General features: G+C 65.7%; 26 protein-coding genes and 1 tRNA gene. 9 read left to right on the top strand and 18 right to left on the bottom strand.

Annotated features, from left to right (window positions below; translation table 11 throughout):
* Window positions 1-14 precede the first annotated feature (14 nt).
* On the top strand, window positions 15-689 hold the full coding sequence (locus VCJ71_RS11385) for a c-type cytochrome (protein ID WP_324641250.1): 675 nt from the start codon (window positions 15-17) through the stop codon (window positions 687-689).
* Between the two features lie 45 nt (window positions 690-734).
* Here the strand turns inward: VCJ71_RS11385 and VCJ71_RS11390 are convergent, their stop codons facing one another.
* Window positions 735-1,400: an RlmE family RNA methyltransferase gene (locus VCJ71_RS11390; RefSeq protein ID WP_324641251.1), complete on the bottom strand. Its 666-nt coding sequence runs from the start codon at window positions 1,398-1,400 to the stop codon at window positions 735-737.
* Entirely contained in the window at window positions 1,400-2,632 is a 1,233-nt protein-coding gene (locus VCJ71_RS11395) for a Ppx/GppA phosphatase family protein (RefSeq protein ID WP_324641532.1), read from the bottom strand. The genes VCJ71_RS11390 and VCJ71_RS11395 overlap by 1 nt, the downstream gene beginning before the upstream one ends.
* Window positions 2,633-2,769: 137 nt before the next feature.
* On the opposite strand from VCJ71_RS11395, the gene VCJ71_RS11400 reads away from it, so the two are divergent.
* From VCJ71_RS11400 to VCJ71_RS11410, 3 genes are all read left to right on the top strand, one after another.
* Window positions 2,770-2,843, top strand: a tRNA-Gln gene (locus tag VCJ71_RS11400).
* A gap of 96 nt (window positions 2,844-2,939) precedes the next feature.
* Window positions 2,940-3,281: a protein tyrosine phosphatase family protein gene (locus VCJ71_RS11405; RefSeq protein ID WP_324641252.1), complete on the top strand. Its 342-nt coding sequence runs from the start codon at window positions 2,940-2,942 to the stop codon at window positions 3,279-3,281.
* A gap of 40 nt (window positions 3,282-3,321) precedes the next feature.
* The gene (locus VCJ71_RS11410) at window positions 3,322-4,194 is read left to right on the top strand and encodes an LOG family protein (RefSeq protein WP_324641253.1); all 873 of its coding nucleotides are present in this window, start codon (window positions 3,322-3,324) and stop codon (window positions 4,192-4,194) included.
* Window positions 4,195-4,196: 2 nt separating this feature from the next.
* On the opposite strand, the gene thiD is transcribed toward VCJ71_RS11410, so the two are convergent.
* The 3 genes from thiD to glmM are packed head-to-tail and all read right to left on the bottom strand — an operon-like array spanning window position 4,197 to window position 6,570.
* The gene (gene thiD, locus VCJ71_RS11415; RefSeq protein WP_324641254.1) at window positions 4,197-5,012 is read right to left on the bottom strand and encodes a bifunctional hydroxymethylpyrimidine kinase/phosphomethylpyrimidine kinase; all 816 of its coding nucleotides are present in this window, start codon (window positions 5,010-5,012) and stop codon (window positions 4,197-4,199) included.
* Window positions 5,009-5,233, bottom strand: coding sequence for a DUF1272 domain-containing protein (locus VCJ71_RS11420; protein ID WP_324641255.1), 225 nt, complete (start codon window positions 5,231-5,233; stop codon window positions 5,009-5,011). Before VCJ71_RS11420 ends, thiD begins: the two co-directional genes overlap by 4 nt.
* Window positions 5,233-6,570 carry a phosphoglucosamine mutase gene (gene glmM / locus VCJ71_RS11425; protein ID WP_324641256.1) on the bottom strand — a complete coding sequence of 446 codons (1,338 nt, stop codon included), beginning with the start codon at window positions 6,568-6,570 and terminating at the stop codon, window positions 5,233-5,235. Before glmM ends, VCJ71_RS11420 begins: the two co-directional genes overlap by 1 nt.
* A 97-nt stretch (window positions 6,571-6,667) precedes the next feature.
* Between glmM and VCJ71_RS11430 the strand changes: the two genes are divergently transcribed.
* Complete coding sequence (locus VCJ71_RS11430) at window positions 6,668-7,942, top strand: dicarboxylate/amino acid:cation symporter (RefSeq protein WP_324641257.1); 1,275 nt, start codon at window positions 6,668-6,670, stop codon at window positions 7,940-7,942.
* Window positions 7,943-8,015: 73 nt separating this feature from the next.
* Window positions 8,016-8,627, top strand: coding sequence for a superoxide dismutase (locus VCJ71_RS11435; protein ID WP_324641258.1), 612 nt, complete (start codon window positions 8,016-8,018; stop codon window positions 8,625-8,627).
* A 54-nt stretch (window positions 8,628-8,681) separates the two neighbouring features.
* Here the strand turns inward: VCJ71_RS11435 and VCJ71_RS11440 are convergent, their stop codons facing one another.
* Genes VCJ71_RS11440 through VCJ71_RS11450 form a run of 3 tightly spaced genes read right to left on the bottom strand, consistent with a single transcriptional unit; the run spans window position 8,682 to window position 10,753 of the window.
* Entirely contained in the window at window positions 8,682-9,899 is a 1,218-nt protein-coding gene (locus VCJ71_RS11440) for an AI-2E family transporter (RefSeq protein ID WP_324641259.1), read from the bottom strand.
* Between the two features lie 30 nt (window positions 9,900-9,929).
* The gene (locus tag VCJ71_RS11445) at window positions 9,930-10,547 is read right to left on the bottom strand and encodes a sigma-70 family RNA polymerase sigma factor (RefSeq protein ID WP_324641260.1); all 618 of its coding nucleotides are present in this window, start codon (window positions 10,545-10,547) and stop codon (window positions 9,930-9,932) included.
* Window positions 10,547-10,753, bottom strand: a complete 207-nt coding sequence (locus VCJ71_RS11450; RefSeq protein WP_324641262.1) for a NepR family anti-sigma factor — start codon at window positions 10,751-10,753, stop codon at window positions 10,547-10,549. The genes VCJ71_RS11445 and VCJ71_RS11450 overlap by 1 nt, the downstream gene beginning before the upstream one ends.
* Before the next feature lie 286 nt (window positions 10,754-11,039).
* On the opposite strand from VCJ71_RS11450, the gene VCJ71_RS11455 reads away from it, so the two are divergent.
* Window positions 11,040-12,674: a CHASE domain-containing protein gene (locus VCJ71_RS11455; protein ID WP_324641264.1), complete on the top strand. Its 1,635-nt coding sequence runs from the start codon at window positions 11,040-11,042 to the stop codon at window positions 12,672-12,674.
* A 48-nt stretch (window positions 12,675-12,722) separates the two neighbouring features.
* Here VCJ71_RS11455 and VCJ71_RS11460 read toward each other — a convergent pair whose 3' ends face one another.
* Window positions 12,723-13,517, bottom strand: a complete 795-nt coding sequence (locus VCJ71_RS11460; RefSeq protein WP_324641265.1) for a response regulator — start codon at window positions 13,515-13,517, stop codon at window positions 12,723-12,725.
* A 166-nt stretch (window positions 13,518-13,683) separates the two neighbouring features.
* Here VCJ71_RS11460 and VCJ71_RS11465 point away from each other — a divergent pair, with 166 nt between their 5' ends.
* Window positions 13,684-14,433 (top strand): Crp/Fnr family transcriptional regulator, encoded by a 750-nt coding sequence (locus tag VCJ71_RS11465; RefSeq protein WP_324641267.1) that lies wholly within the window; start codon window positions 13,684-13,686, stop codon window positions 14,431-14,433.
* Window positions 14,434-14,714: 281 nt separating this feature from the next.
* Here VCJ71_RS11465 and VCJ71_RS11470 read toward each other — a convergent pair whose 3' ends face one another.
* Both VCJ71_RS11470 and VCJ71_RS11475 read right to left on the bottom strand, forming a co-directional pair.
* Window positions 14,715-15,149, bottom strand: coding sequence for a response regulator (locus VCJ71_RS11470; RefSeq protein ID WP_324641269.1), 435 nt, complete (start codon window positions 15,147-15,149; stop codon window positions 14,715-14,717).
* A gap of 92 nt (window positions 15,150-15,241) precedes the next feature.
* Window positions 15,242-16,399, bottom strand: a complete 1,158-nt coding sequence (locus tag VCJ71_RS11475; protein ID WP_324641270.1) for an N-acetyltransferase — start codon at window positions 16,397-16,399, stop codon at window positions 15,242-15,244.
* Window positions 16,400-16,592: 193 nt separating this feature from the next.
* Here VCJ71_RS11475 and VCJ71_RS11480 point away from each other — a divergent pair, with 193 nt between their 5' ends.
* The gene (locus VCJ71_RS11480; RefSeq protein ID WP_416379171.1) at window positions 16,593-17,714 is read left to right on the top strand and encodes a fatty acid desaturase family protein; all 1,122 of its coding nucleotides are present in this window, start codon (window positions 16,593-16,595) and stop codon (window positions 17,712-17,714) included.
* Window positions 17,715-17,720: 6 nt separating this feature from the next.
* Here the strand turns inward: VCJ71_RS11480 and VCJ71_RS11485 are convergent, their stop codons facing one another.
* From VCJ71_RS11485 to clpS, 7 genes are all read right to left on the bottom strand, one after another.
* On the bottom strand, window positions 17,721-17,960 hold the full coding sequence (locus VCJ71_RS11485) for a hypothetical protein (protein ID WP_324641272.1): 240 nt from the start codon (window positions 17,958-17,960) through the stop codon (window positions 17,721-17,723).
* A gap of 121 nt (window positions 17,961-18,081) precedes the next feature.
* Entirely contained in the window at window positions 18,082-18,381 is a 300-nt protein-coding gene (locus tag VCJ71_RS11490; RefSeq protein WP_324641273.1) for a hypothetical protein, read from the bottom strand.
* A gap of 67 nt (window positions 18,382-18,448) precedes the next feature.
* Window positions 18,449-18,964, bottom strand: coding sequence for a GNAT family N-acetyltransferase (locus VCJ71_RS11495; protein WP_324641275.1), 516 nt, complete (start codon window positions 18,962-18,964; stop codon window positions 18,449-18,451).
* Window positions 18,961-20,070 carry an LPS export ABC transporter permease LptG gene (lptG, locus tag VCJ71_RS11500; RefSeq protein WP_324641277.1) on the bottom strand — a complete coding sequence of 370 codons (1,110 nt, stop codon included), beginning with the start codon at window positions 20,068-20,070 and terminating at the stop codon, window positions 18,961-18,963. Before lptG ends, VCJ71_RS11495 begins: the two co-directional genes overlap by 4 nt.
* Window positions 20,060-21,292 carry an LptF/LptG family permease gene (locus tag VCJ71_RS11505; RefSeq protein ID WP_324641278.1) on the bottom strand — a complete coding sequence of 411 codons (1,233 nt, stop codon included), beginning with the start codon at window positions 21,290-21,292 and terminating at the stop codon, window positions 20,060-20,062. Before VCJ71_RS11505 ends, lptG begins: the two co-directional genes overlap by 11 nt.
* A 106-nt stretch (window positions 21,293-21,398) precedes the next feature.
* Window positions 21,399-21,929 (bottom strand): DUF427 domain-containing protein, encoded by a 531-nt coding sequence (locus VCJ71_RS11510; protein WP_324641279.1) that lies wholly within the window; start codon window positions 21,927-21,929, stop codon window positions 21,399-21,401.
* Window positions 21,908-22,306 carry an ATP-dependent Clp protease adapter ClpS gene (gene clpS / locus VCJ71_RS11515; protein ID WP_324641534.1) on the bottom strand — a complete coding sequence of 133 codons (399 nt, stop codon included), beginning with the start codon at window positions 22,304-22,306 and terminating at the stop codon, window positions 21,908-21,910. The genes VCJ71_RS11510 and clpS overlap by 22 nt, the downstream gene beginning before the upstream one ends.
* Window positions 22,307-22,352 lie beyond the last annotated feature (46 nt).

Raw genomic sequence — 22,352 nt, forward strand, 5'->3', positions numbered from 1 at the left:
GCATTGGGATTCTCATGGACGACCGTTTCAACACCATCGCCGGCTGGACCCTGTTCGCAGGTGTCGTAGCCATGGGCACCGCCTACATCAGCCAGAAGATCTACCATGGCGACGAGGCTGAAATGCCGGAAAATCCCGGCTTCTTCGTCGAAGGTGCGGAAGGCGGCGAAGGCGGCAGCGAAATGTCGGTCGCGGAAGCACTCAACCTGGAAGGCGTAAGCGCCAGCGCCGGTGAAGCGCTGTTTTCGAAGTGCAGCGCCTGCCACTCCATCGCGCAAGGCGGCCCGAACGGTATCGGTCCGAACCTTTGGGGCGTGATGGGCCAACCCATCGGCAAGCATGTCGCCGGCTTCGCCTATTCCAGCGCGCTCGCGGAAAAGGGCGGCGTCTGGGACTGGGAAAACATGGACGCCTGGCTCAAGAGCCCGCGCGCCTTTGCCAACGGTACGAAGATGAGCTTCGCCGGTCTTTCCAGCATCGAAGACCGCGCATCGATCTCGCTGTACCTCAATTCCATGGGTTCCAGCCTGGCGGTGCCTGAATTCGTCCCCGAAGCGGACGATGCGGCAGAAGGTGAAGAGGGTGCCGAAGGCGCCGAGGCGGCCGAGGATACCGGGATCGCCGAAGGCGTGGCGGGCGACGAAATCGCCGACGATGCCGAGCAGGAAGTCGAAAACGACGCCATCTGACCTGACGGTTTGATTTCGCGGGCTTGACGCTCGCGCGGGGCCGCGTCAGTCGCGGCCCTTGAACCCTTTCGCCACCACGTACCACTCGGACGAGCCCTTGCGGCTGGCCGGCGGCTTGGCGTGTTTCACGCTGGTGAAATTGGCCTTGAGCAGCTTCAGCAGCTCGTTATCGGTGCCGCCAGCAAGCACCTTGGCCACGAAGGCGCCGCCCGGCTCCAGCGTCTGAACCGCGAAATCGACCGCCGTCTCGACCAGGCCCATGGTGCGCAAATGGTCGGTCTGCTTGTGGCCTACCGTGTTGGCCGCCATGTCGGACAGGACAAGGTCCGGCGGCCCGTCGAGCGCCTCGGTCAGCGCATCGGGCGCGGCATCGTCCATGAAATCCATCTGCAGGATCGTCACCCCCTCGATGGGCTCGACTTCGAGGAGGTCGATGCCGACGATGCCCGCCTTGGGACGCTTCTTGCGCACCACCTGCGCCCAGCCGCCCGGCGCGATGCCGAGGTCGACCACGCGGCTGGCGTTCTGCAGCAGCCCGAATTTCTCGTCGAGCTCGATCAGCTTGTAGGCCGCCCGGCTGCGATAGCGGTCGGCCTTGGCCTGCTTCACGTAGGGGTCGTTGAGTTGACGTTCCAGCCAGCGGATCTGGCTGGCGGTGCGCCCGCGTCCGGTCTTGATCCGCTTGTCCGTATCCTTGCCGCTGCGCGCCATCAGAAGCCCCTCTGCCGGGCGGCGAGCAGTTCGGCGCGGGCGACATCGCCTTCGTGGTCGGCGGCCATCAGGCTGCGCAGGATGCCTTCGCGGATGCCGCGGTCGGCCACGCCCAGCCGGCTGGCGGGCCACAGGTCGAGGATGGTTTCCAGGATCGCGCAGCCGGCCACCACCAGTTCCGCCCGGTCGTGGCCGATGCAGGGCAAGAGCTCGCGCTCGCTGCGCTTCATCGCGGCAAGGCCGCTGGCGACATCGCGCATCGCGCTGCTCGGCATGATCAGCCCGTCCACAGCCTTGCGGTCGTATTGGGGCAGCTCCAGGTGGACCGAGGCGAGGGTCGTCACCGTGCCGCTGGTGCCGAGCAGGCGCATGTCGGCGCATTGGTGGGGCCGCACGCGCTCCTCGAATTCGGCGAAACTGTCGCGCACCAGGCCGCGCATCTTGCGGTAGCGCGCGGCGCGCTTCACATCGTCGTCGATCTGTCCGCGCCCGGCGGTGTCGGTCAGCGAGACGACGCCCCACGGCACGCTTTGCCAGTCGATGATGCGCGGCACGGGGCCGCCCGGTTCGATCAGCACCAGCTCGGTCGAGCCGCCGCCGATATCGAAGATCATTGCCGGGCCGACGCCGTCTTCCAGCAGGATATGGCAGCCAAGCACGGCCAGCCGCGCTTCCTCCTCGGCGGAGATGATGTCGAGCGCGATGCCGGTCTCGTCCTTCACCCGCTGGATGAATTCCTCGCCGTTCTCGGCCCTGCGGCAGGCCTCGGTCGCGACCGAGCGGGCAAGGTGGACGTCGCGCTTGCGCAGCTTGTCGGAACAGATTTTCAGCGCCTCGACCGCGCGGTCCATCGATGCGTCGGACAGCCGGCCGGTATGCGCCAGGTCCTCGCCGAGGCGGACCACGCGGCTGAAGGCATCGATGACGACGAAATTGGGGCCGGAAGGCCGCGCGATGAGCAGGCGGCAGTTGTTGGTGCCGAGGTCGATCGCGGCATAGCTCTGGCGATAGGAGCGGTGCGGCGGGCGGCGCCAGCTTTCCGCGCGTGGCGCCTCGGCAGGGGCGCTGCCATTGCCCGGATGCGGCCGCTTGCCGCGGGATCCTGTCGGGGGTCCGGAGCCCTTGGAACCGCGGCTTTTCGCTGCCGGCTTGCCCTGGTCCCGCCTGCGTCCGGGAGAGGGGTGTTCCTGTGCGGCGCGGGGCCGCTGCTCCGGCGGGTCGCTGTCCGCCATACGCATTGTCTTTCTTTCTGCCCGCCGGTCCGAAGGGGCCGCACGGTGACCTGTGGGCGATGCTACAGACCAAGCCCCCTTCCGGCAAGTGCAGCGCTTGACGAACAGGTTTCGCGACCCTAAACGCGCGCCTCCATTGCCCCGTCGTCTAATGGCAAGACTACGGACTCTGACTCCGTCAATCGAGGTTCGAATCCTCGCGGGGCATCCAGCCTTCCCGATCCTTTACCCCTGTGCCCGCGCGTGATTCCGCGCGGAACGTCTCGACGTGCCTGCGCCGGCTTCCTATCTCGAGGCGGCAACGAGAATGGAGAGCGATATGGACGTGAAGCAGCTGAACGAAAACCTGGCCGTCACCGGACAGGTGCGGCCGGAAGATATCGAGGCGGTCAAGGCGGCGGGGTTCCGTTCGCTCGTCTGCAACCGACCAGACGGCGAGGAAGCGGACCAGCCGGAATGGAGCGAGGTCGCCGCAGCCGCCGAAGACGCCGGGCTGGAAACGCGGTTCATCCCAATCGCCTCGGCCGACGATATCGCTGCCAGCAAGGACGAATTCGCCACCGCTCTGGAGGAAATGCCCGGCCCGGTGCTCGCCTTCTGCCGCACCGGCAACCGTTCGGGAATGGTCTACCAGGCAAGCCAGGGCTGAGCCGCTTGGCATTCCCGCCTCGCGCGGATAGGGCGGCGCGATGACCAGCGAACGCGACCTTTCCGACCGTAAGTTCTATCCCGCCGACCAGGAGGCGAAGTTCTCCACCGAGCAGGCCGACACGCCGCAGACGCGGCATCCGGCCTACAAGCTGGCATTCCAGGACAAGGAATTCCTGCTGCGGGACGAGCTGCGCCCTGTGCGGTTCCAGCTCGAGCTGCTGAAGCCCGAAATGCTGCTGGACGAGGCCGGCGTCGGCTCCACGCTGGTGATGTACGGTTCCGCCCGCATCCCGCCGCCCGAAAGCGTGGAAGAGGTTGAGGAGCAGGCCGCCAAGCTGCCGGAAGACGAGGCCCGCGTCCTGCGCAACCTCGCCAAGAAAGCGAAGTATTACGGCGAGGCGCGCAAGCTGGCCCGCATGGTCAGCGAAAAGTCGATCGTCGAGGACGGCAAGCGCCAGTTCGTCGTCTGCTCCGGCGGCGGTCCGTCGATCATGGAAGCCGCCAACCGGGGCGCAAGCGATGCGGGCGCGGAAAGCGTCGGCCTCAACATCGTGCTGCCGCACGAACAGGCGCCCAATCCCTATGTGACGCCCTACCTTTCGCTGAATTTCCACTATTTCGCCCTGCGCAAGATGCACTTCCTGCTGCGCGCCAAGGCCGTGGCGGTGTTCCCCGGCGGTTTCGGCACGTTCGACGAGTTCTTCGAGCTGCTGACGCTGATCCAGACCGGCAAGATGAAGAAAATGCCGATCCTGCTTTTCGGCAAGGATTTCTGGACCCGTGTGGTCGATTTCGAAGCCATCGCCGACGAAGGGACGATCAGCCACAAGGACCTGGAGCTGTTCCAGTGGTGCGAAACGGCGGACGAGGCGTGGGCCGCGATCGCCGAATTCTACGACCTCGACCGCTAGGGTCAGTCCAGCGAGCGCACCGCCTGGTGGCCCAGCGGACCGTGGCCCGCGCCGAAGCCGGGCGCGTTCCGGATCGCCGCGCGCACGAACTTGCGCGCCAGCCGGACCGCGTGTTCCATCGGCACACCGTGACCCAGCAGCGTGGCGATGGCGCTGGACAGGGTGCACCCCGTGCCGTGCGTGTGTTCGGTCTCGATCCGTGCGTCGTCGAATTCGGCCCAGCGCCCCTCGACCGGCACGAAAAGGTCCTCGATCCGCTCGCCCTCGCCGTGGCCGCCCTTGGTGAGGACGGAGCATCCGGTGGTGCCGACCAAGAGGCCGCTGGCGGTGTGGATCGATTCGCGATCCGATAGTTCGGTGTTCATCAGCCTGGCGAGTTCGGGCAGGTTCGGCGTCAGCAGGCTTGCGATGGGAAACAGGTGTTCGCGCATGGCCGCGACCGTCTCCTCCGCCGCCAGCTGGGCGCCGCTGGTGGCGACCATGACGGGGTCGAGCACGATGGGCAGCCCGGTTCCGCGCAGGCGCCCGGCGACGGCTTCGACCACTTGCGGCGAGCCCAGCATGCCGATCTTTACCGCATCGGCCCCGATATCCGACAGGCAGCTGTCGATCTGCGCGGCGACGAAATCGGCGGAAACCGGCTCCACGCCCAACACGCCGACGCTGTTTTGCGCTGTCAGCGCGGTAATCGCGGTCATCGCATAGCCGCCCAGCACGGTGACGGTCTTGATGTCGGCCTGGATGCCGGCGCCGCCCGAACTGTCGGACCCGGCGATAACCAGGATGCGCGGCGGCGTCTTCGCGGGCGCTTCGCTCACAATGCGAACTTCCGCATCGTGGACGCGGGGAACTTTGCCTGCAGTGCTTTGCTGCGGGTCGGCCGGTCGAGCAATTCGCCGCCGCAATTGGGGCAGGCTTCGTCCAGCGCATCGGCGCATGGCGCGCAGAACGTGCATTCGAAGCTGCAGATGAACGCGCCGCCGACCTCGGCCGGCAGGTCCGCGCCGCAGCGCTCGCAATCGGGCCGCATTTCCAGCATCAGGCGGCGGCCTTCACCGCGGCGCAGATCGAATCGACGACCCGCTCCACCTGGCCCGCATCGTCGCCTTCCGCCATCACGCGGATAAGCGGTTCGGTGCCCGACTTGCGGATGACCAGCCGGCCGCCGCTGCCAAGATCGCTCTCGCCATCGGCGATGGCCTGTTTCACTGCCGCCGCGTCCAGCGGATCGCCGCCATCGTAGCGGACGTTCTTGAGGAGCTGCGGCACCGGATCGAACAGGTGCAGCATCTCGCTTGCCGGCTTGCCGGTGCGGACCATGGCGCTCAGCACCTGCAACGCGGCCACGGTGCCGTCGCCGGTGGTGGCGAAGTCCGACAGGATCATGTGGCCCGACTGTTCGCCGCCCACATTGTAGCCGCCCTTGCGCATGGCGGAGAGGACGTGGCGGTCGCCGACCTTGGTGCGCACGAGCTCCAGTCCTTCGCCCTGGAGGAAGCGTTCCAGGCCGAGGTTGCTCATCACCGTGGCGACAACGCCGCCGCCTTTCAGCCGCCCGCGCGTGGCCCAGCGGCTGCCGATCAGCGCCATGATCTGGTCGCCGTCCACCGTCTCGCCCTTCTCGTCGATCACGATAAGCCGGTCTGCGTCGCCATCGAGCGCGATGCCGATGTCCGCGCCTTCCGCCAGCACCCGGGCCTTGATCGCATCGAGCGAGGTGGAGCCGACCCCGTCGTTGATGTTGAGGCCGTTGGGCGCGGTGCCCATGGCGATCGTCTCCGCACCCAGTTCCCAGATGGCCGAGGGTGCGACTTGGTAGGCAGCACCATGCGCGCAATCGACCACCACTTTCAGCCCGTCGAGCCGCACGTCGTCCGCCACCGACTGCTTCACCGCGTGGATATAGCGGCCGCGCGCATCCTCGATCCGGCGGGCGCGGCCGATGGAATCGCCGTCCGCATGGTCGGGGGCGGCGTCCATCAGCGCCTCGATCGCTTCCTCGTCCTCGTCCGACAGTTTGTATCCGTCCGGCCCGAACAGCTTGATACCGTTGTCGTGAAACGGATTGTGGCTGGCCGAGATCATCACCCCGATGTCGGCGCGCATCTCCCGCGTGAGCAAGGCGACGGCGGGAGTGGGCAGCGGCCCGGTCTGGATCACGTCCATGCCCACGCTGGTGAAGCCCGCGACCAGCGCGTTTTCCATCATGTAGCCCGACAGGCGCGTGTCCTTGCCGATCACCACGCGGTGGCGGTGGTCGCCGCGCAGGAAGTGTGCGCCGGCGGCCTGGCCCACCTTCATCGCCAACGCGGCGTCGAGCACCTTGCCGCCCGCCAGCCCGCGAATCCCGTCCGTGCCGAAATACTTGCGGCCCATGTCCTGCCGTCTCCCTCGAAAGTCTTGTCGCTGCGGTGAAATCACCGGTGGATGCGGCGTTGCCATGCCGTCCCTTGCCGCTAATGTCACGCCCGCCATGACCGCGCGCCCTTCGCAAACCGACACCGACATCGCCCCGCCCGTGCTCAAGCTGCCGGCGGGGCTGACCTTTGCCGGCCTCGTCGGCGGGATCGTGCTGGGCCTCCTGCTTGCGGGCACCTCGACCGAGGAGCTGGTTCTGCAGGTGGCGGAGCCGGTCGGGTCGCTGTGGCTGCGCGCCCTGCAGATGACGATCATCCCGCTGGTGGCCGCCCTGCTGGTCGTCGGCATCGGCAAGATGGTCGCCACCGCGCGGGCCGGCGCCATGGCCAAGACCACGCTGGTCGGCATTTTCTCGATCCTTGCCGCGGGCACGATTTTCGCCGCCTTCGCCATGCCGGCGCTGCTGGCGCTATTCCCCGTGCCCATCGAGGCGGGGCAGGTGCTGGCGGCCGAGACGGTGGAGCCGCAACAAGTCCCCGGCCTCGGCGACTTCCTGACTTCGCTGGTCAGCCCGAACATCATCGCGGCCGCCGCTGAAACGCAGATGCTGCCGCTGATCATCTTCTTCGGCGCATTGGGGTTCGCGATCGCCCGCTTGCCGGAGGCGCGGCGCGCGCAGATGGCGGGGTTTTTCGCCGCGCTGGCTGATGCGATGCTGGTCATCGTCGGCTGGGTGTTATGGCTGGCGCCGGTGGGCGTGTTCGCGCTGGCGACCGGGATGGCGGCGCGCGCAGGCGCGGGGGCCATCGCCGCGCTCGGCCATTATATCCTGACCGTTTCGGCGATGGGCTTCGTGGTGTTTGTGGCCGCATACGTGGTGGCATGGGCGGGGGCAGGCTTCTCGCCGCTGCGCTTCGGGCGCGCCATCGTGCCAGCGCAGGCGGTGGCGCTGTCCACCCAGAGCTCGCTCGCCAGCCTGCCGCCGATGCTCGAAAGCTGCCGCAGGCTCGGCATCCGCGCGGCTGCGGCGGACTTCGTGCTGCCGCTTGCGGTCGCCATCTTCCGCGCAACCAGCCCGGCGATGAACCTGGCGGTCGCGATCTATGTCGCGGTGCTGACCGGTGTGGAACTGACCCCCGGCGTGCTCGCGGCGGGGGCGGCGGTGGCGCTCGTCACCACCATCGGCTCCGTCAGCCTGCCCGGCTCGGTCAGCTTCGTGACGTCCATCGGCCCCATCGCGCTCGCCATGGGCGTGCCCATCGGGCCGCTGGCGCTGCTGGTGGCGGTGGAGATGATACCGGACCTGATGCGCACCGTCGGCAACGTCACCATGAATGTCGCGCTGGCGGGCACGGTCGACCGGCGCACCGGCGGCGCTGTGGAGGCATAAACTTTTCGGACCCGACGGCGCTCTCGTGCGTTGGCCCGATGACATCCCCAACTACAACAGAATGGATCCAACCATGGCTTTCAAACTCATCGACCTGCCCTTCGCCGCCGACGCGCTGGATCCGGCAATTTCCGCCGAGACGTTCAGCTACCACCACGGCAAGCACCACCAGGCCTATATCGACAAGACCAACAAGGCGATCGAAGGCACGGACCATGCGAACAAGAGCCTGGAAGACATCATCGCCGCCGCACGCGATAGCGACCAGGGCCTGTTCAACAACGCCGCACAGAGCTGGAACCACGGCTTCTACTGGCATTCGCTGAGCGCCGACGCCAAGTCGCCGAGCGGCGCGCTGGCCGACAAGATCGACGAGGCTTTCGGCAGCTTCGCCGAACTGAAGGACAAGCTGGCCGACCGTGGCGCGGGCCACTTCGCCAGCGGCTGGGTGTGGCTGGCCGAAAAGGGCGGCAAGCTCAGCATCGAGGAAACGCATGACGGCGACACTCTGGCCGACAGCGACTTCAACCCGCTGCTGACGATCGACGTGTGGGAGCATGCCTACTACCTCGATCACCAGAACAAGCGCCCGGAATACCTGAAGGAAGTGATCGAGAACCACCTCGACTGGGACTTCGCGGCAGAAAACATGGAGCGCGGATCGAGCTGGACTTACCCAGCCTGATTCTCCTTGCACACCGACAACGAAAAGCCCGCCATTACGGCGGGCTTTTTTGTGTCAGTCTGCCGCCGTGATCGTGGCGGCGGGTGCGGGGACCTCGTCGCTCTCCGGTGGATTGAACAGCGGCTCGCCGAACAGGAAGCCGATCAGGTTGGGCCGTCCGACATGGTCGAACAGGGCCGTCAGCGTCAGCAGGATCGGCACCGATAGCAGCGCGCCGGTGATGCCCCAGATCCAGGAGAAATAGCTGAGCGCGATCAGGATCATGACCGGGTTCATGGTGAAGCGCGCGCCGAGGATGGTGGGCGTGACGATATTCGCCTCGATCGTATGCAGGGCCAGATAGGCGAGCGCCGGTATCAAGCCGAGCAGCATCGTCTCTGCCGTGCCGACGCCGAACAGCGTCAGCAGGCCGATCATCGCTACCGGGCCGATATAAGGCAGGAAATTGAGGAGCGCGGCGAGGCCGCCCCACATGATCGGCGCATCCACGCCGAGGGCCCACGCGCCCAGCGCCACGATCACGCCTTGCCCGGCGTTGATCATGGCGACGGTGAGGATGTAGCTCGCGACGCGGTCCTGCACGTCGCGCATCACGCGCGCGGCCTTGACGCTGGCACCGAAATCGCTGCGTTCCAGCAGCAGGCGGCGGCGCATGCGCACGCGCGCCTCGATCATGAAGAAGGCCATCAGGAAGGTGAGCAGGATCGCCAGCACCGCCGTCGGCGTTGCCACGGCGAGCTGCTGCAGGACGCTCGGCCCGGCGAGCACGACTTGCGGGCCGTCCTGCGTGTTGCCGCCGACCATCGTGGCGAGATCGTCGTTGAGCTCGATGACCCACGCGAAGGTGCCGCGCAATTCGCCCAGCCGCTCCGATATCGTGCGGAACATGGCCGGCACCTCGTCGATCAGGTCGACCGCCGGCAGGAACACCAGCGCAAGCGCGAAGACGACGAGCGTGAAGAACACCAGCAGCGCGAAGAGCGACGACAGGATATTGGGCAGGCCCCATGCCGCGAAACGGTCGGCCAGTGGCGACAGGATGATGGTGATCATCAGCGCCGTCACCACGGGGAGGAACACCACCGATCCGATCGACAGGACAAAGGGCAGCGCCAGGAACAGCCCGAAACCGATGAACACCACCAGCACGGAAATGAACCGCAATTCCTGTTCGGCAAAGGCCGCCGCACGAAACAGGCTCGTGCGCGCACCATGCACCGGCCTGTCGGCAGGGGCCGTGTCCGCGCGGGTTACGGGATCGCTTTCGCTCATGCGCGAGAGTCTTGCCGCATTTTCGCCCGATTAGCGAGTGGGTTCGGACTTGCCGAGGCCGGCGGCCACATCGTCCAGCTCTTCCAGGATGGCGCGGTGCGCGCGCGCATCGTCGACCGAGCGCTGCGGGATGTCGCCATCTTCGAGCATGCTGGTGAGCGCGGCGCGAGCGCGGCCCACGCGGCTCTTGATCGTGCCGACCGCGCAGCCGCAGATCTCGGCCGCTTCCTCGTAGGAAAAGCCGCCGGCACCGACCAGCAACAGCGCCTCGCGCCGTTCGGGCGGCAGCGTCAGCAGCGCGCGGTGCATGTCGGACAGGTGGACAGGCTCTTCCTGTCCGGCAGGGGCGGTCAGGATGCGTTCGGCCACCGTCTCGTCATACTCGCCGCGGAAGCGGTTGCGGCGCATGTCGGTCAAGTAGGCGTTGCGCAGGATCACGAAGGTCCAGGCGCGCATCGACGTGCCCGGCTCGAACCGCTGCTGTGCGGCCCATGCCTTGAGGAGCGCTTCCTGCACCAGGTCGTCAGCCATGTCGGGGCGGCCGCACAGGCCGCGCGCGAATGCGCGCAGGTGCGGCACGACTTCCGTCAGTTCGCGCTTGAAGGCCGCCTGGTCTTCGGCGCTGCGATTGTTTTCCGGTTTGGGCATCAGTGCTTCGGCGCGTCCAGTTTCGAAAGCAGATCCTTGAAGCTGTCGGGCAGGTCCTCTTCCACCACGGAATCATATAATTGCCGCAACCCGTTCGCCCAACCGGGCTCCTTTTCCGTGCCTGCTCTTTCCATTCCGTCCATTCCCGTTCCGACCTTCTGAGGTCCCGCTTCGTCGGCAGGTTTGTTGGGTTCTTTCGATGTCATTCGAATGCCTTAGTACGCGTGTTGCAAGCCAATGTCGCCCCGTCGGGCGGCAAAGCAATCAATCCGAGTGCCAATTGTTAACAGTTGGTACCCCGTCGTCCGTGGAAATTGGAACGAAAGCCGGCCTACACGGTTCCCGCGATGCACGGATTATCGCCGCAATTGCGCGCATTTCCGGCAGGACTGTGAACCCGGCCCGCTTGTGAGGGCCTTATCCTTGGCGAAAGAAGGAATTTTCCCGCTGTCACCTGCGCTCTCCCGAAGAAAGCTTTCGCGCAGGTTGCTGGTGGAATATCCGCGGGCGATCCCGCTGGCGCTGTTCGCGCTGGTGATGATGATCACCGCGCTGTCCGTCTTCGTTATGGAGCGGGGCGAGGACCAGAGAACCGATGCGATGCTGATCGCCCGTGCAGAAGCCGTCTCCAGCGCGCTGGAGAGGCGGGCCAACGCCAATTCCTCCTATTTGCGGGCCGGTGCTGCGCTGTTCGCAACGCTGGATGAAGTGCCGCGGTCCCGCTTCGACCGTTTCGTCAGCGAATTGCGGCTCGACGCCGATTATCGCGGGGCCGAGGGCTTCGGCTGGGCGCCGGTCGTGCGGCGCAGCGAATTCACCGCCTGGTCGGACGCGCGAGAGAGCGAAAACAGCCTGCGAACGCAAATCTTTCCCGCACTTGCCCCCGGCCAGCCCTTCGCCGTCCCGGTGACTTTCCTGCAACCCGATACCGAGCGCAATCGCCGCGCGCTCGGCTTCGACATGTATTCCGAGACTGTCCGGCGCCAAGCCATGCAGGAGGCGTTCCGCGATCTGCGCCCGACCGCATCGGGGCAGGTGGTTCTGGTGCAGGAAGGGGCGGCGCCCGAACCCGGCTTCCTTATCTATATGCCGGTGGTCGTGCGCGAAGAGGCCGGGCCGCGGCTCAAGGGCTTCATCTACAGCCCGTTCAACGCCGCCGATTTCCTCGGGTCTGCGCTCGAGCTGGAAGGTGCCAGCGATTTCGGTGTCCGCTTCTACGATACCATGAATGGCAAAGAGCAGTTGCTTGCCAGTGCCGGGGTGGAGGATGGCGGCGCCAAGAAGGTTCGCCAGGAAATCCGCCTGGCAAACCACCGCTGGGTACTCGAAGTCTACGCGCCGTCGACTTCCGCGCTGTCCACGCTGTCGCTGCTGACCTTGCTGTTCGGCCTGATGGTGGCCTTGCTGCTGATGATGGTCGTGCGACTGCTGACGCAGCAGGCGTTCGAGGACGATGCCGCGATCAGCTGGTTCGCCGAACAGGCATCCATCCGCAACTCGCTGACCCGCGAGCTCAACCACCGGGTGAAGAACACGCTTGCCAACGTGCTGTCGATCGTGGCGCTCACCCGCCGGCGGGCCAGCTCGCTCGACGAATTTGCCGACGGTATCGACGGGCGCATCCGCGCGCTGAGCGCGACGCATGACCTGCTGACGCATTCCGACTGGGGCACGACCCCGGTGCGCGCGGTGATCGAGGCGGAGCTTGCCCCCTACGCGCGGGATTCGGAGCGCATGCTCAACCTCAACGGCCCCGATTCCGAACTTGCCCCCAATGATGCGCTGTCGCTGGGTCTTGCCATCCACGAGCTCGCCACCAACGCCGCCAAATACGGCGCGCTGAGCGTGCCCGGTGGGCGGATCGATATCCGGTGGCAAGAGATGGACGGCAACACGATCCAGCTCGACTGGGCCGAAAGCGGCGGTCCGGAAGTGAAGCAGGAGCGCACGCGCGGGTTCGGCACCGACCTGATCGAGAAGATCGTGGCGCACGAGCTCGGCCGCCCTGTCGACCTTCGCTTCGATCCGGAAGGTGTGAAGTGCACCATGCTGGTGCCGCTGCGCCAGCCGACCGACTTTTCCCTGCGCGCACGCGACGCAGGCGAAGAAAAATCGCCCGCCTCCTGAGGGGAAGCGGGCGGCTTGTATCTCAACCGATCTGTACGGTTCGCCTGATCAGTTCAGCGGGCGGCTGCTGTTGAAGAACAGGGCCTGGCTTATCGCCGTGCGGACCGATGCCTCCTGGAAAGGCTTGGTGATGAGATAGGTCGGTTCCGGCCGGTCGCCGGTCAGCAAACGCTCCGGATAGGCTGTAATGAAGATCACCGGCACGCTGCCGATTTCGAGAATGTCGTCCACCGCATCGAGGCCCGAACTGCCGTCGGCAAGCTGGATGTCGGCGAGGACGAGGCCGGGGCGCGTCTCGGCGACCACCTGCTGTGCCTGCGTGCGGGTCGCGGCGGTGCCGCAAATTTCGTGTCCAAGCGAGCGCACCAGGTCTTCCAGCTGCATCGAAATGAGCGGCTCGTCCTCGATGATGAGGACGCTGGTCGTGCTCTCGCGGTCGATTTCCGACACGGCTTCGGATACCAGGCTGGCGACGTCGTCGGCCGACATGCCCATGATCTTGCCCGCATCTTCGTTGGAGAAATCTTCCAGCGTGGTGAGGAGGAGAGCCTGCCGGTTGACCGGGGTGATCCGGCGCAGGCGATCCTGCGCACTGCCTTCGTGATCGTCGCTACCGCTGTCGGCGGCGACTTCCATGTGCGCGCTGCTCCACAGCTTGTCGAACGCGCGATATAGCGGCACGCGGCCGCCTTCGGCCAGTTCCTGCTTCAGTTGTTCGTCGGCGAGCGCTGCTTCCAGCGTCTGGCGGACAAAGGCATCCCCGGTCCCTTGCGACCCCGTGAGCGCGCGGGCGTAGCGCCGCAAATATGGAAGATTCGCGGCAACCTGATCGGCCAATGACATGTAATTGAAATCCCTTCCGTCTGTGTATACGCCAGTCGAACGCCGACCTTCGCGCATGGTTCCCGAACGGGAACCCGTGCGCCGGGCGGTAAGTTGTTTAAGCCGGATCGCTCGACATACTCAAGGAATGTCGGCGGTTTTCCGGCGTGTTTGGGGGGCAGCCGAAATGGAAACCACCACCGATCTCATCGATTGCCGCGATTGTCCGCTGGCGTGCCGGCCGGGCCTCACGCCGATCGAGCCCGACCGCTTGGCGCTGGTCGAGGATTTCAAGCGCGGCGAAATGGTGCTGGAAGCAGGCAACACGCTGATCCGCCAGGGCCAGCCGCACGACAAGCTGTATACCGTGCTCGAAGGCGTGCTTATCCGCTACCGCGAACTGCCGGGCGACGACGGCCGCCAGATCGTCAATTTCATGTTCCCCGGCGACCTGCTCGGCTTGCAGGCCGTGCGCGGCGATGCGCCCTCGCACGGGGTCGATACCGTCACCGCAGCACGCCTGTGCGTATTCCCGCAGGATCGCTTCAACGATCTCATCGCCAAGGAACCCGCCTTCGGGTTCGACATGGTGTGGCTCGCCGCCAAGGAGGAGCGAGCGCTGGAAAGCCACCTCGTCACGCTCGGCAAGCGCCGGGCTGCCGAGCGCATAGCCTATCTGGCGCTGTTCCTCGTCGAGCGGGCGTATGAAAGCGGCTATGCCGACAGCAAGACACGGCTGCGCCTGCCGCTGACCCAGGCGCAGATCGGCGACATGCTGGGCCTTTCGCTGGTCCACGCGAACCGCTCGATCCAGCAGCTGCGCGAAAGCGGGCTGGTGGACTGGAAGCGCGGGGAGATCGTCATCCACGATCTGGCTGCCACGGTGGAGTTCGCCGAATACCAGTCGCCCCATATTTCACCGCGCCCATACCTCTGAATTCCAAGGGATTTGTCGCCGCCGCAAATAATTTTGAAAAAAGTTTGGAGGGCGGGAACCGCTTTTCTTGCCGCGCATTTCCCTATTGTCACCGCCGAGACCCCCCTCCCGTCCAAGCGGCTGGTGATACGATCCCGAAAGGCCTCCGTTCAAAAGAGCGGAGGCCTTTTTTCTTGTCCGCTGACCGTGAGAAGAGGGGGCGTTGCGGCCACGGACAATGGCAGCGTCGAGCACGCTGCGCAGGTCTGATCGGAAATGGCTGGATGCCCGCAGGCGAAGGATCAGGCGAGCGCGCCTTTGATCCGCGCGAGGAGCGACTTGTTTACCGGCAGGCGCAGCGCCTCGACGAGTTCGGCAGGATCGTAGGGCTTCTCGAGCACGGGGCCGAGCTCCGCGATTTCCGGCGGGATCGATTCCGGCAGGCCGGTCTGGAACACGATGCGCGGAGGCTTGGGGCCGATCACCTGCACCAATTCCGCCAGCGCCCAGCCATCGCTCCGGTCGGAAAGGTGGATGTCGAGCACGATCGCGTCGGGCTTCCTGGCCTCGATCGCGGCAAGGGAGGATTGAAGTTCGGGAAGGACGATGACTTCCTCCACGCCCGCATCCTCCAGCGTGGCTTCGATGGCGGCGCCAAGGATCGGATCGTCTTCCACCACGAGGACACGCTTCAGCCCGCTCAAGGCGGGCTGGTCGGCGGGTTTCGTTCTGCGCATCGGGAAAAGTCCAGTCCTGCGCCGCCGGATGGCAACGCCCACATTTCCGAACGAGGCCCCTTGACCTTTGTTCCCGCTCGGAAACGCTGTCGCTACAACGCCTTGCCGTAAATGCGGTATTCGCGATTGACGGTGCATTGGATCGCGTCGGCGATGGCGACCATCCCCTGGTTGTCTTCGAGGATCCAGCCGATCTCGCCGCGGGTCGCGCCGTAATTCGCGACCGATGCGTTGCGGATCGTGTCGATCATCATGAATGCGACTTGCGACGCGAGCCTGGTGTTGCGGTGTTTCCTCACCACGCCCATCAGCGGGACGCGGACCGTGCGCACCCTGGGCTTGCGGAGCCATTTCAGCAGGGTGAACCAGCCGAAGGGGAACAGCTTGCCTTTCGTCTTCGCCAACGGCTCGTTGAAATCCGGCAGCGTCATCATGAAGGCGATCGGCTCTCCGTCGAGCTCCGCGATCAGTATCAGGTCCTCGCGCACAAGCGGCTTCATCTTCTTGCCGGCATAGGCGATCTCGGTCTCGGTAAAGGGGACGAAGCCCCAGTTGCCGGACCAGGCATCGTTGAGGATGCCGATGATGATCTTCGCCTCATCCTCGTACCGGCTGCGGTCGACCTTGCGCAGGGTGATCCGATCGTTGCGATGGCCGGACTGGACGATGCGGCGGATCAGCGGCGGGAATTCCTGCGTGATGTCGAGCTCGTAAGTGAGCAGGCGCTTGGCGGTCGTGTAGCCGGCGCTTTCGATCCAGCCTTCGTAATGCTTGGGCTGGTGACCCATGAGCACCGTGGGCGGATGGTCGTGGCCAAGCACCAGCTGCCCAGGCTCCTCCCACACCGACAGGCTGATCGGGGCGAGGACCCTGGTCATCCCTTCAGCGCGTAGCCAGTCTTCGGCGCGCGCGATGAGCGCGTGGGCGACCGGCTCGCTTTCCGCTTCCAGCAGGCCCCAGTTGCCGGTGCCCGGGCCCATGCCCTGTTCGGGCGGCTGGGCCAGCGCCAGTTCGTCGATATGGGCGGAAATCCGGCCGACGACCCGGGCGCCCTGCCGCGCGAGGAAATACTGCACCCTCGCGTGTTCATGGAACGGGTTGCGGCCCGGCGTCAGCAGCTCGACCATGTCGCCGCGAAGCGGGGCGACCCAGTTGGGATCGTCGCGGTTCAGCCGATAACTGAGATCGATAAATGCATCGAGGTCGCGCTTGCCGCCGACCGGATCGATCACTACCTGCCCGTCGCCCACACAAACCCTCGCATTATCCGTTCAGCGCGGGTTAGCCCTGTTTCGGATAGGCGGGGAATGTCAAGCACGGGGCGCACGCGCCGCGCCCCGGGCGAATTGCGGCATTTAGCATTTGATGATAGAGGCGCCCCACGCAGATCCGCACAAATCCGCGAAAAACGTGCGGCGCGGCCGGCTTCGGAACGAGCGAGACATGAACGCACATCGGACATTTTCGGCGGACACGGCCTCACCGGTCGATGCAGGCACGCAGCTGCGCGATGCATCCGCGCGTCCGCGCAGCTGGCATGCCCAGATGCCGGACGACAAGGCGATGTTGCGCGCCGTACGCGACCTGACCAAGGACCTGGGCGAAGCCAAACCGCATGTGTTCTGGCCTGACATGCTGGCTTCGGCCGCTGTCGGCTACGCCGGGATGGCGGGCGCAATCGGCCTCCAGAACGATTGGGTGGCGCTGGCCTGCGCGGTCGTGTCAGTGCTCGCCTTCTACCGTGCGCTGCTGTTCATCCATGAATTGAGCCATATCCACCGCAACGCGCTGCCCGGGTTTCGGCTGGCGTGGAATGCCTTGGTCGGTGTGCCGATGCTGACGCCGTCCTTCATGTACGAAGGCGTGCACACGCTGCACCACAAGCGCACGCAATACGGCACGGTGGAGGACCCGGAATATTTGCCGCTGGCGCTGATGAAACCGTGGTCTTTGCCCGGCTTCGTCATCATCGCCGCCCTGCTTCCCGTCGGCCTGCTGATCCGTTTCGGCATCCTGAACCCGCTCAGCGCGATCATCCCGCCGCTGCGCCAGCTTGTCTGGCAGCGCGCCTCTGCGCTGGCCATCAATCCGGACTTCCGGCGCCGCCCGCCCGAAGGCGACATCAAGCGCCGCGTGTTCTGGCAGGAAATCGGCGGTACCGCGATGGCACTCGCCTATTTCGCCTCCGTGCCGCTGTTCGGCTGGAAGCCGCTGCTGACCGGTATCGCGATCATTTCCGCCGTCGCCGTGTTCAACCAGGTCCGCACTCTCGTCGCCCACCTGTGGGAAAACGATGGCGAGGCAATGACGGTGACCGCGCAATATCTCGACAGCGTCAATGTGCCGCCGCCATCGCCCTTCGCGGCGATCTGGGCGCCGGTCGGGCTGCGCTACCACGCGCTGCACCACCTGATGCCGTCGATGCCCTATCACGACCTCGGCGAATGCCATCGCCGGCTGAAGGCAGGGCTGGACAGAGATTCCAGCTATCATGGCGCCAACCACGCCGGCCTGCGTCCGCTGGTCGCCCGGCTCGCCCGCAGCACGATGGGCGGGGGCGGCTGACGGGTCCTACTCGGCCGGCATCGTGTCGGTCGCGCCGGACATGTTCTCGCCCGAATACTGCTCGTCGACCTGTTCGTCCGCGCCGCCGCTGATCGTGTCGTTGACGGGGGCAGGTTCGCCGTCGGGCGCATCGGCCACGGGCGCCGGTACCTCTTCCTCGAACTCGGTGTTTACGGGCTCGGTCTCGCCGCCGCATGCGGCTAGCGAGAGGAAAGCGGGGGCGAGGGCTGCAAGGGTAAGGCGCATGGCTTGATCTCCTGACTGGTCCGCATGCGAACGAGCGGCGAGCCACCCCTGTTCCGGACGATGGAAACGTAAAAGGCCCCGCGCATCGCTGCGCAAGGCCCGTTCCGTTCGCGTGGGCGACTTAGTTGGTGGTGACGGTTGCCGAGGGATCTTCGTCGACATTCGCATCGACCGAGGTCGAGCCGTCGGTCACTGAAACGTCCGCACCGTTCTCGTCGACCGAAACGGTGGTGCCGTCGGCACCGTCGGTGGCCATCGCGCCGTCGGCTGCCATGCCGTCGGTAGCGGTGGTGTCGGCCGGGGTGCTCATGGCTGCAGTATCGTCGGCCGTGGCATCGGTTTCGACGTCGTCGGTCGCCGTTTCGCCGCAAGCGGCAAGCAGCGCGATGGCGGGCAGGGCTGCAAGTACGATTTTCTTCATAAGGGAACTCCTCGTGGTCCGTGACATAAACTGGCCACGTTTGCCTTAGTTCCGCCTTATTTACGATTCACGCAAGAAATTTGATCATCGCCACGCGTTTTTCCGCCGGCAGGCCGTGGGCGATTTCCTGCGCGATTTCGGCTTCGAGCCGGGGATGCGTATCGAGGTTCTCGACTTCGACGAAGCCCAGCCTCGCATAGAACGGCGCGTTCCACGGAACGTGGCGAAAGGTGGTCAGTGTCACCGCGGAAAAACCCACATTGGCGGCATCGATCAGGCAGCCGCGAACAAGCGCCGCGCCGATGCCCTTCTTCTGGTGGTCCGGGTGAACGTCGAGCTCGACGATGGCCAGCTCGCGTCCTTCCGGCCGGCAGGTGACGAAACCGACGATGCGTCCGTCTGCCTCTGCGACGAGGCAGTGGCCGCGCGCGATATAGGCGCGCTGCGCATCGGCGGATATGGCGTGCGTCCCGGCGGTACCGATATCGTCGACATCGCGAAACAGCGCGCCGGCGGCCGCCTCGATATCCGGCAGCGCCTCCGCATCGGCCGCCCGCGCGAGGCGGATGTTCCAGCCGGTCACTCTTCGGTCCGGATGAGGACGGTCTCGCCCACCAGTGCGAACAGGACGAAGGGCGCCCACGCGGCCAGCAGCGGCGGATAGCCGCCGAAATTGCCGATCGCGAGCGCGGCGTTGTCGACCACGAAATAGGCGAAACCCAGGCTCATCCCGATCACGGCGCGCAGGAACAGCTGGCCGGAACGGGCGAGGCCAAACGCGGCAACCGCGCCCAGCAGCGGCATCAGTATCGCTGCCATCGGACCCGATATCTTGTGCCACCAGATCGCGCGCAATTCGTCGGTCCGCTTGCCGGCCGCCTCCAGCGCTTCGATGGAATCGGCCAGCTGGGCCAGCGTCTCCGCTTCCCCGTCGACATTCTCGATGCCCACCTCTTCAGGGCCGATATCGGTGCCGACGACCGGCGCATCGGCCGCGTCTTCCACCACCGTTTCGCTGGCGGAGGCGACGCGGAAGATCTGCGCATTCTCGAGCCGCCAGCCCGGCGCGGCATAGGTCGCGCGCTCTGCCCGGATCTCGCTCGTCAGCATGCCGTTGGGGTCGAGCTCGTACCAGGTCACGCCGCGCATCACCGTATCCTCGCCCCGCCCGCCGGCGATGCGTGCGTAGAGCACGGCGTTGTCGCTGCGCATGTAGATGTTGCGCTTCAGCCCGTCGTCGGTCGGTACCTCGCCGAAATCGACCGCTTTCCATGCCTCCAGCGTCGCGGCCGCGCGAGTCACCACCCGTTCGTTGAAGGCGAAGCTCAGCCCCGCGATTACCGTGGCGGTCAGGATCAGCGGCGCCAGCACCTGGTGTGCGGACAGGCCCGACGCCTTCATGGCGATGACCTCCGAATTCGCGTTCAGCCCCGCCAGCGTGATGATCGTGGCGAGCAGGACGGAATAGGGCAGGAACCGCGCGATCATCTGCGGGATGCGCAGCGAGAGATAGGTGAGGATTTCCGCCTGTCCGTTGCCCTCCACCGCCATGATCTTGCCGCTGTTGGAAAGCAGGTCGAGCGCCATCAGCACCGTGATCAGCATCACCAGCACCGCGGCGATGCGGACGATGAACATCTTGGCGAGATAGAGCGTCAGCGTACGCGAGGGGAAGAAATCAAGTCGCACCAAGCACCTCCTCGCGCGGGACATGCTGCTTCGGGCGGCGGCCCTTGAACACGCGGCCGATCGCCTTGCCGATCTTGCCGAAGGCCACTTCCAGCGCGCCGATGGGCTGGCCGCCCGGCACGTGCGCCACTTTCCAGTACATCCACACGATCAGCGCGGAGAACGCGGCGAAGGGCCCCCACAACGCCAGGAAAGGATCGACCCGCCCCTGCGCGCCCAGCGCCGCGCCGTATTCGTTCACCTTGTGATAGGCCACGACCATGACGATGGAGATGAAGATGCCGAGCGCGCTGGTCGATCGCTTGGGCGGGATCGCCAGCGCCACCGCCAGCAGCGGCAGCAGGAACATCATCACCACCTCGACCATGCGGAAGTTGAAGGCGGACTGGCTGCCGTCGCGCGTCGTTTCGGAAAAGCCCTGGTTCCAGCCGATTTCGAGCAGTTCGGGCAGTATATATTCCTTTTCCTTCCCGCCGCGGTCGCGGAACCGCTCGATGGCCGGCAGGTCGATCGGCAGGTCGTTGCGGCTGAAGGTGAGCACACGCGGGGTGATGCCCGGCTCGTCATGCACGATGATGCCGTCCGACAGTCGCAGGATGATCGTGTCGCGGCTCTCCGCGCTGGCGAGGAAGCGGCCCTCGCGCGCGCTGATCGACAAGACCTGTCCGTCCTCGTTGGCGAGCCGCGCGAAAATGCGGTTGAGCTGCCGGCCCTCGTCCTCGCTCTCCTCGATCCGCAAGGCGACGCGGTCTTCCAGCCGGGTGAATTCGCCCACCTTGATCGATGCGCCAAGCGCGCCCGAGCGCAGTTCGTATTGCAATTCCTCGTAATAATAGGCGGCGAGCGGCTGGAGATAGCCGACGATCATGAAGTTCAGCGCCACCATGAAAAGGGTGATGAGGTAGGGCACGCGCAGCAGCCGGCCATAGCTGAGGCCGACGGCGCGCATGACGTCGATCTCGCTCGACAGGGCCAGCTTGCGGAAGGCGAAGAGGATGCCGAGCATCAGGCCCAGCGGGATGGCGAGGCTGGCGTATTCGGGCAGCAGGTTCGCCAGCATCTTGAAGACGATGTCGATCGGCCCGCCTTCGCTGGCGACGAAATCGAACAGCGACAGCATCTTGTCCAGCATCAGCAGCGATGCCGCGATCACGAACACCGAGATCATCGGCACCATCACCAGCTTGAAGATGTAGCGGTCGAGAGCGGTGAGAAACTTCAAGACTATCCCGGATCAGCTGGCAGGCCGCGGCGTGCGGACTGGCGCTATAGCGCGGAGTTGGGGCCGGGTCATGCCCCGAGTTTCCGGCGAGAAGCCGTCAATGGGGCTACCAGAAGCGGCTGCCCGGTATGCCCTTGAACGGACCGGCTTCGTATTGCGAAATCCAGCCGCCGTAAAAGCCACCGGGCTGCGGCGTCACCTGTTCCCCGTCGACGAGGCAGCGCTCGAAAGGTTCGGGATAAAAAGCGAGGTAATCGCGGATTGCGGCGAAGGCCGGCGTCGGATCGGGATAGGACCACGCGGCGGCTTCGAACCGGTCGCCGCCGATCTCGACATCCCAGTAGCGCGCCTGGCCCTTCCATTCGCACAGGGAGCGGCGCGGATTCGGCGTCAGGTGCGCCATCGCCACGTCGCCGGGCGGGAGGTAATAGGTGGGCGGATGGCTGGTTTCGAGGGTGCGATAGGCCGCCTTCGTATCGGCCAGCACCTGCCCCTTGTGAGCGATTTCGATGCGGCGGCCGGTCGGTTCGCAAATCGCCGGGCGCGGATAGTCCCACACGCTTTCCTGCCCGTCAGCGACGGGATCGGGGCGGGGATGGCCGAACGCCAGGGCGCCTACGCCTTTTCCAGCGTACACTGCAGCGGGTGCTGGTTTTCCCGCGCGGCATCCATGACCTGATTCACCTTGGTCTCGGCGATCTCATAGGGAAAGACGCCGCACACGCCGACGCCGCTCTGGTGGACCTGCAGCATGACGCGCGTCGCCTGCTCGAGATCCATCTGGAAGAAGCGCTTCAGCACCATGACGACGAATTCCATCGGCGTGTAATCGTCGTTCAGCATCAGCACCTTGTACATGCTGGGCTTTTTGGGGCGGGTCTTGGTCTTGGTCGCGATGACGACCTGGCCGTCGCCGCCACCATCACCGTCCTTGCCGCCGTCTCCGGGTGCATTGTCGCCGTCGCCTGCGAGGAGCGGGGCGGGGGAGAAGCGGACAGAATGGGATCGGGTCATGGTCACGGGCGGAATATCGGGAAGGGCGGCCTTATGCGCAAGGGCC

It is taken from the genome of Pseudoblastomonas aquimaris (assembly GCF_035481675.1).
Classification (GTDB): domain Bacteria; phylum Pseudomonadota; class Alphaproteobacteria; order Sphingomonadales; family Sphingomonadaceae; genus Alteriqipengyuania_B.